Annotated in this window: 7 protein-coding genes; 3 read left to right on the top strand and 4 right to left on the bottom strand. The window is 74.2% G+C overall.

Translation table 11 applies throughout. The features are described 5' to 3' along the window. Positions 1 to 111: 111 nt before the first annotated feature. From ACWGJO_RS40235 to ACWGJO_RS40220, 4 genes are all read right to left on the bottom strand, one after another. Positions 112 to 3,183 carry an AMP-binding protein gene (locus ACWGJO_RS40235; protein ID WP_452190724.1) on the bottom strand — a complete coding sequence of 1,024 codons (3,072 nt, stop codon included), beginning with the start codon at positions 3,181 to 3,183 and terminating at the stop codon, positions 112 to 114. Positions 3,184 to 3,390: 207 nt separating this feature from the next. Beyond that, a complete protein-coding gene (locus ACWGJO_RS40230) occupies positions 3,391 to 4,101 on the bottom strand; it encodes a phosphotransferase family protein (protein ID WP_452190722.1) in 711 nt (236 codons plus the stop codon). Next, on the bottom strand, positions 4,098 to 4,628 hold the full coding sequence (locus ACWGJO_RS40225; protein WP_452190720.1) for a GNAT family N-acetyltransferase: 531 nt from the start codon (positions 4,626 to 4,628) through the stop codon (positions 4,098 to 4,100). Before ACWGJO_RS40225 ends, ACWGJO_RS40230 begins: the two co-directional genes overlap by 4 nt. Positions 4,629 to 5,052: 424 nt before the next feature. Then, a complete protein-coding gene (locus tag ACWGJO_RS40220; RefSeq protein ID WP_452190718.1) occupies positions 5,053 to 5,391 on the bottom strand; it encodes a hypothetical protein in 339 nt (112 codons plus the stop codon). Positions 5,392 to 5,567: 176 nt separating this feature from the next. Here ACWGJO_RS40220 and ACWGJO_RS40215 point away from each other — a divergent pair, with 176 nt between their 5' ends. The 3 genes from ACWGJO_RS40215 to ACWGJO_RS40205 all read left to right on the top strand — a co-directional run bounded on the left by ACWGJO_RS40215 (position 5,568) and on the right by ACWGJO_RS40205 (position 7,931). Next, the gene (locus tag ACWGJO_RS40215) at positions 5,568 to 5,873 is read left to right on the top strand and encodes a hypothetical protein (protein WP_452190716.1); all 306 of its coding nucleotides are present in this window, start codon (positions 5,568 to 5,570) and stop codon (positions 5,871 to 5,873) included. 135 nt (positions 5,874 to 6,008) lie between these two features. Then, on the top strand, positions 6,009 to 6,392 hold the full coding sequence (locus ACWGJO_RS40210; protein WP_452190714.1) for a hypothetical protein: 384 nt from the start codon (positions 6,009 to 6,011) through the stop codon (positions 6,390 to 6,392). 69 nt (positions 6,393 to 6,461) lie between these two features. Continuing rightward, positions 6,462 to 7,931: a flavin-containing monooxygenase gene (locus ACWGJO_RS40205; protein ID WP_452190712.1), complete on the top strand. Its 1,470-nt coding sequence runs from the start codon at positions 6,462 to 6,464 to the stop codon at positions 7,929 to 7,931. Positions 7,932 to 7,989 lie beyond the last annotated feature (58 nt).

The raw sequence follows: 7,989 nt of genomic DNA, 5'->3' as shown, positions 1-7,989 counted from the left end.
CGCGCTGTCGGTGTTTGGGGGGGGGGGCGGGGCCCGCGCGGGCGGGGTCGGCGGGGGGGGGGGGGGTGGGGGGGGTGGGGCTGTCCGCCCCCCACCCCCGCCTTCCTCGTGTCAGACTCCGGCCGCCCCGGCCCCGGCCAGCGCCGCGGCGAGGTCGTCGGCCAGCGCCGACACCGTCCCCGCCTCGAAGGCGTGCTCGTTGTACCGCAGCCAGCACCGCAGCGCGCCGTCGGGCTGCTCGGTGACCGCCAGCTCCGGGACGTGCCGGTCACCGCCCGGCAGCGGGTACGGCACCGTGGCGTTGCGGGGCAGCTCCCAGGCCGCGCAGGCCACCCCCGGCAGCTGGGCCGGCGCACTCCAGCTCTCGTACCTCAGCCAGGCCGCGAACGGCACCAGCGGGCTGAACTCCGCGAACGGGTACAGCTGGTGGTCGAGCGCGGCGGTGGCGGCGGACCGGACCCGGTCGAGCAGTTCGGCGAAGCCCGGCGCGCCCGACACGTCCACCCGCACCAGCAGCGACTGCACGAAGCAGCCGACCGCCCGCTCCGCCTCCGGCCTGGTCCGGCCGGGCACCGGCGTCATGAGGACGAGGTCCGGCTGTCCGCTGCGGGCGGCCAGCAGGCCGCTCCAGACCGCCGCCACCGCCAGGAACGGCGTGGCCCCCAGCTCCGCCGCCCTGGCCCGCAGCGCGTCCGCCGCCTCCGGGGGCAGCGTGAACGCGTGGGCGGCGCTCAGCACCACCTCGGTGTGCCGGCGCCCCGGGAAGGGGTCGATCGCGACGGGCGCGTCCGCGAGTGCCGCCGCGAAGTGCGTCCGGGACGCCGGCCAGTGGGTGTTCGACCACTCCACCAGCTCGCGGTACTCCGGGCCGGGCCGGGCGGCCGGCACCCGGCGCCCGTGGCGCAGCGCCGAGTACGCCACCCCCAGCTCGCGCAGGAGCACGCCCAGCGACCAGCCGTCGCTGACGAGGTGGTGGACGGCCAGCAGGACGACGTGGTCCTCCGGCCCGCGGCTCACCACGGCCAGCCTGGTCATCGGCCCCGCCGCGACGTCCGTCGGCCGGTCGCGCACAGCGACCAGCCGCGCCGACACCTCGTCGTCGCTCGCCCCGGGCGCCTCCACCAGCACCACGTCCGCGTGCGGTTCGTCGTCCAGGACAGCCCGCAGCACCCCCGGTTCGGCGCCGGGCACCGGGACGAACCTGGTCCGCAGCGCGGGATGGCGGCGGATCGCCTCGTGCAGGGCGTCGGCCAGGACGTCCGTCCGCAGGGCCTCCGTCACCCGGAACATCACCGCCACCGCGCCGACGTTGCGGCCCGGGGCCTCGGCCATCCAGCGCAGGAAGTTCTCCTGCTGGGAGGTGAGCGGCAGGTCGTGCGGCTGTGCGCGCAGCGAGCGGAGGAAGTCCGACACCTCGGCCGCGGACCGCTCCACCGTCCCGGCCGCCGAGGCTTCGGCCCGCTCCAGCCAGGCCGCCTGGGCGCGGAGCGAGGGGCGCTCGAAGACCAGCGCCGTGCGCGCCGCCACGCCGAACTCGGCGGAGATCGCGGCGGCCAGCTGGACCGCGCGGAACGAGTCCCCGCCGAGGGCGAAGAACTCGTCCTCCACCGCCCGGACCGGCCGTCCCAGCACCGTCCGCCACAGGTCGGCCAGGGCGAGCTCCCGCTCCGTCTCCGGGGCCCTTCCCGTCACCGGGGCGGGCTCCTCGAACGCGGTCCGCAGCTCGTGCTTGACCACCTTGCCGCTCGGGTTGCGGGGCAGGGAGTCCACCACCAGGATGCGCACCGGAAGTTCGGGCCTGGCGAGCCGCTCGCTCAGGAAGAGCCGCAGACTGTCCGGATCGATTCCGCCCGGCCGCGGGACCACGGCGGCGACCGGCACCTGGCCCATCACCGGATGCGGCAGACCGAGCGCGGCCGCGTCGGCGACCTGCGGGTGCTCGTGCAGCACGGCCTCGATCCGCAGCGTCGAGACCTTCAGCGCACCGGACTTGACGATGTCGGTCTCCCGGTCGACCAGGTGGAGGAAACCGTCCCCGTCCAGCCTGCCGAGGTCGCCCATGCGCACCCAGCCGTCCCGGAAGACGGTGTCGGAGGCCGCCCCGGCGTATCCGCGCGGCGGCCCGGGCTGACGCAGCCAGATCTCGCCGGTCCCGCCGGGCGGCACCGGCTCCCCGGCCTCGTCCAGGATCCGCAGGTCGGCCGGGTCGGTCGGGCGGCCCACCGAGCCGGGTCGGCCAGGGTCCACGATCGCGGAGATCTGGGCGGGGGAGGCCTCGGCCGAGGTGTAGGTGTTGACGACGGTCGCCTTCGGCAGCGCGGCGCTCAGCCCGGCGGCGACGGCCGGCGGCAGCGCGGCGGCGGTGGAACCGACCAGCAGGACGCTGCCGAGGTCCCGGCGGCCGGCCGTACCGGAGTTCAGCAGTTCCACCGCCATCGACGGCACCAGGAAGACCGTGCCCGCGCCGAACTCCTCGACCACCCGCCCGAATTCCTCCGCGTCGAAGCGCGGCAGACAGATCGTCGTGGGCTGCGCGGTCAGCGCGTTCACCAGAACCGCCTGGGCGGCGTTGGTGCCGATCGGGAAGGCGTGCACCGCGTGCCGTGAGTGCGCGTACGGGCGGGGTCGGGGGTTGAGGACCAGGCCGGCGGTCAGGCTCGCGTGCGCGGCCCGGACACCCTTCGGGGTGCCGGTGGTGCCGGAGGTCCCGATGATCTGGGCCAGGTCGCCGGGGTCGACCCGGTGCGGGGGCTCGATCCCGGCCGGGGCGTTGAGCGGAGCGCCGTCCGGGGCGCCGTCCGGGGCGCCGTCCGTCGGGTCGAGCGGACCGTCGAGGCCGTCGAGCGCGAAGGTGGGCAGCGTGGTGCGCGGGCCGTTCCCGGCGACCGCCCAGCGCGCCCCGGCCGCCTCGACGAGCCGCTCCACATCGGCCGGGGCCAGGTCCTCGCGGATCACCAGCCCGGCCGCGCCCGCGTAGTGGGCGGCCAGGAACGCCACGGCGTACCCGTCCCACTCCCGGTTGGTGAACAGCAGCGCCACCGTGTCCCCGGGCCGCACGCCCGCCCGGGCCAGCCCGTGCGCGGCCCGCACCGCCCGCTCGCGCCACCGGCCGTAGGTGAGGCTCCCGCCGCCGGGCACGAGCAGCGCGGTGCGTTCGGGATGAAGCGCGGCCCGGTGGTCCAGGAGCGCCGGAAGCGTGAGCGGGACGGGGACGGGCTGGGCGCTGATGACGACTCCCGGGGGGCTTTCGGAGCGCGGCGGACCGATGCCGGAGGAAGATCGGCCGCTGATTGGTCCAGACCGTATCGGAACGGTGAAGGCGGGCGCCAGATCCGTTCACAGTTCGTCACGACCCCTGGCACGCGGGCCTGGAACGCCGCCCCGCCGGGGTCAGGAGGGCGGCCCCGGCCGCTCCGGCCAGTCCGCCGTCAGGCGCCCGCGCTCCTGCCACTGCCGCACCCCCGGCCCGTCCGGGGCACCCCGGCGGCAGAACTCCTCCAGCCGGGCGCACCGGGCGAGCATGGCGGCCCGGCGCCGCGGCCAGGGCGGCACCGGCTGCCCGTACGCGTCGAAGAGGTGGTGCAGGGCGCCCGCCCGGGCCGGGTGGTGCATGCGGACGATCCACTCGCACCAGGCCAGGTCCTCCACCGGCTCGCCGAGATGGGCGAACTCCCAGTCCAGCAGGCCGGTGACGGCGAAGGTCGTCGGGTTCAGCAGCAGGTTGTTGGGCCCGAAGTCCCCGTGCACCAGCACCGACCCCGGGGGCGCCGGACCGTCGCCGGCCACGCCGGGGTCGACGGCCTGGAGCCGTCGCAGCACCCGCCCGCAGGCGGCCAGGACCTGTGCGCCGTGCCCGGCGTCCAGCAGGTCCTGCGCGGGCACTCCGGGCAGGTGGCCGAGTGTGATGGCGCCCGGCTCGGTGCCGAGGACCGGGGGAACCGGCAGCAGCCCGTGCAGCAGGGTCAGCAGCCGGTGCTCGCGCCGGCGCCGCTCCTCGGCGTCCGGCCCTTCGTAGCGTTTCACCACGACGGTGCCGTCGCCCTCGGTGCGGTTGGTCCAGCCGTGCGGGAGGGGCCGAAGCCCGGACGGGCCCTCGCTCACCCCCGCCACTCCTCGGCCAGCAGTCCGAGCACCATCTGGTCCACGAACTCCCCGTACGCCCAGGCGGCTTGGCGCAGCCGCCCCTCGACGGTGAAGCCGACGCCGGTGGCCGCCCGGAGCATCGGGGCGTTGTCCGCCAGCGTCTCCAGCTGCAGGCGGCGCAGGCCGAGCACCGGGAAGGCGTAGTCGCAGAGCACCCGCAGGACGTCCGGCGACAGCCCGCGGCCCCGGTGGCCCGGCAGCAGGGCGAGGCCCACGTGGGCGCTGCGGTTGTGGGCGTCGATGCCCCACAGCAGCGCCTCGCCGGCCAGTTCCCCGGAGGCCGTCTCGACCACGGAGAAGCACGCCGCCTCGTCGGACGGCCCGGCGACCACGTACGGGGAGTCCGCCGAGCCCGGGGGGATGGGCCGCCAGGGGCGGGAGTCGGCCCGCGAGCGGGTCGCCACGTCGTCGTACAGCTCGGCCAGGAGCACCGGGAGGTCGGCGTCGTGACGGGCCCGGAGGGTGATGCGAGTGCCTTGTAACATGTCACATGTTTACCACTGGTGGGGCTGCCGTGACCAACGGGTTTTCCGGCGCCGATCGGCTTTCCGGGGCCGACGACTTCTCCGGGGTCGCGGCGCCGGGCCGCCGGCCGGTCGGTCGGTCCGACTTCCCGTGCAGCGGAAGCCCCTTGTGCTGATCGCGGTTCTCCGCGTCCGTCGCCTCAGGTCGTCGGGCCGAGGCCCTCCGGGAGGGTGGCCACCGGGAGGGCGACGACCTCCTCCGGCGTCTCGGTGCGCGCGCGACCGGCTCGCCGTGGTTCCGTTCCCCGTACAGCCCCTCGTCGTACGGGCGGAGGACGTAACCGACCTGCGCCTTCCCCGACTCCTCGATGCCGGTGGAGAACCACAGGTCGCCCGTCCGGGAGCGGTCAACGCCTGTGGCCTGGGCGCGTGTGCGCCTCGCCCATCACGCCGTTCGCGTGAACCGGGTGGCGCAGTGGTGGCAGTGGGCGACATCGACCGGCCCACCGGAGCGGGCCCGTGCCACGGCCCGCGCGCACGACGCGGCGGACAGCACGCCGAGGGCGAGCAGCACCACGCCTGCAGCGTGCCCACCGAGCAGCGGTTTCGCGGCCAGGACGAGGAGCACCACCGCCGCCAGGAACCGCACGACACCCCGGCCCCGGAGCACGGGCCGGTACCGCTCGCGGAACACGGTGATCTCTGTCGTCTCCTCGCACCGAGGGCAGCCCGCCCCGTCGGCCCCGCCAACCTGCGTCGTTTCCAACAACAGCTCATCCGTCACACGGCAACCCTACGGCTTGCGTCCAGGCCGGCTCGACCCCGTCGCTCAAGTCGGGCCGTCGAACCGGATGTCACCTGCCGGGGCCGGGCGACTGCCCTCGGCGGAGCTCGCCCCCGGCTGAGGCGGCCGGGCGGACCTGTGCTGTGATGGGGGCCTGATCAGCCAAGGAGGACGTCGTGACCGTCGAGTCGCACAAGGACTGCGGTCCGGTGTACACCCTCAGCCCGGACGAGCCGATGTTCGTGTCGAAGCGAGTGCATCGCGGGCAGCCCGTCGTGAGTGTCTACCTCGACGAGGACGGTGACTGGCAGGCGTTCTCGGGGACCGAGCCGCGCTGGTGGAAGGGCGGCCCCAGGCTGGTCCATGCCGCGCACCTGCTGGAGAGCGACCCCTCGATGGCCGCCCTGCCGGCGCTTCCGCTCAATCACTGGGCGACGCGTGAGGATGCCTCGTCGACGGCGTGGCAGGTCTTCCGGGGCTGACCGGGCCCGCGGCGGCCCCGGAGCTGTTGCCCGGCCCGCGCCGGCGCGCCGACGGCCTGTGAGCGGACATCTGATCTCCCTGTCCGGTGTGACAAGTCGTATCTCGTTTCGGGCTCGTCAACGTAGAGTGGGCGGGTGTCAGCTGATCTTGGAGACCGACCGAAGCCCAAGCCGTTCGATGAGTGGCGGGACATCTATGACGTCCTTGAACAGGTGCGGCAGCGGCCCGGCATGTTCGTGCGCAACGGCTCGCTGGACGACTTGGGCCTGCTCTTCTCGGGGTACGGCCTTGCCCTGCGGATTCACGGGGTCGACGAGCGGTTCGATTTCGATCCTGTCGGCCCGTTTCAGCAGTGGCTGTGCTGGACGCGCGGTTGGCCGATGAGTCTCAGCTGGTACCAGTTCATCGAGCGGAACGCTGGTGTGGTTCCGCCGCTGGAGGCGTTCTTTCAGCTGCTCGACGAGTGGCGGGCGAGCGTGGCCGCCGAGAACTCGGCAGCAGCGGAAACGGCTTCCTGACAGGCCGTTGAACGGACACGGTCGGGGAAAGACGGTACCCGCGCCCGCGCGGTGGGCGACAGTGGATGCATGACCGCGAACCACGCCACCGTCCTCATCATCGGTGCCGGCCTCTCCGGCATCGGCGTCGCCTGCCGCCTGCGCCGGGAGCTTCCGGACCGGGACTTCGCGATCCTGGAGCGCCGCGACGGCATCGGCGGCACCTGGGACCTCTTCCGCTACCCCGGCGTCCGCTCGGACTCGGACATGTTCTCCTTCGGGTACGAGTTCCGCCCGTGGGACGGGCTCCAGGTGCTCGCCGACGGCGCGTCGATCCGCGCCTACGTCGCGGCCACCGCCAGGGAGTACGGCGTCGACGAGTCGATCCACTACGGGCTCCGGGTCCTGGCCGCGGACTGGTCGGGCGAGCGGCAGCAGTGGACCGTGACCGCGCTGCACGAGGCGACCGGCGAGCGGCAGACCTGGACCTGCTCGTTCCTCGTCACCTGCACCGGCTACTACGACTACGACCGGGGCCACCTGCCCGAGTTCCCCGGCATCGAGCAGTTCGAGGGCGTGCGGATCCACCCGCAGCACTGGCCCCGGGACTTCGACCACGCGGGGAAGAAGGTCGTCGTCATCGGCAGCGGCGCCACGGCCGTGACCCTCGTTCCGGCGATGGCGGGCACGGCGGAGCACGTGACGATGCTGCAGCGCTCCCCGTCGTACGTCTTCTCGCTGCCGTCGATCGACAGGATCACCGCGTGGCAGCGGAAGATCCTGGCGGCGCCCCTGGTCCACCGGATGACCCGCAGGCGCAACATCAGGCTGCAGCGCCTCCTCTTCAACGCCTCCCGGCGCTTCCCCCGGGCCGTGCGCGGGCTGCTGCTGGCGGGCGTGCGCCGCGGGGTCGGCAAGGGCTTCGACATGGCCCACTTCAGCCCGAGGTACGACCCGTGGGACGAGCGGCTGTGCGCGGTACCGGACGGCGACCTCTTCACGGTGCTCCGCGAGGGCAGGGCCTCCGTGGTCACGGACACCATCGAGACCTTCACCGCCACGGGCATCAGGCTCGCGTCCGGCCGGGAGCTGGCGGCGGACGTCGTCGTCACGGCCACCGGCCTGAACCTGCAGGCCCTCGGCGGCGCGTCGATCAGTGTCGACGGCGAGGTGCGCGGCCTGCACGACGTCTGCACGTACAAGAGCGTCATGCTGGAGGGCGTCCCCAACCTGGCGTGGGTCTTCGGCTACACCAACGCCTCGTGGACCCTGAAGGTCGACGTCGCCGCGGCCTACCTGGTGCGGCTGCTCAAGCACATGGACGCCACCGGCCGGACCGTCGCCGTGCCCGTCGACCGTGCGGCCAACGCGACCGGGGGCGGCGTCGTCGACGAGCTCTCGTCGGGCTACGTCCGGCGCGCGAAGGACGCGATGCCGCGCCAGGGGCGGGACTTCCCGTGGCGGATGGTCATGGACTACCGGCACGACCGGAAGGTCCTGCTGTCCGACCCGATCGAGGACGGCGTCCTCCGGTTCACCGGCGCCCCGGACGGCAGTTGATCCGCCACCGGGTTCCCAGGAGTCCCGGACGGGTGGGCCCCGGTGGACGGCGTACCGT

The organism is Kitasatospora sp. NPDC054795, from assembly GCF_053611565.1.
The sequence above is the reverse complement of the archived record's forward strand: the minus strand, read 5'-3'. Positions and strand labels throughout refer to the sequence as shown.

Excerpts from the sequence above, each read along its gene's own strand:
- ACWGJO_RS40225 (WP_452190720.1), bottom strand. The coding sequence starts at position 4,628 with ATGTTACAAGGCACTCGCATCACCCTCCGGGCCCGTCACGACGCCGAC.
- ACWGJO_RS40205 (WP_452190712.1), top strand. The coding sequence starts at position 6,462 with ATGACCGCGAACCACGCCACCGTCCTCATCATCGGTGCCGGCCTCTCC.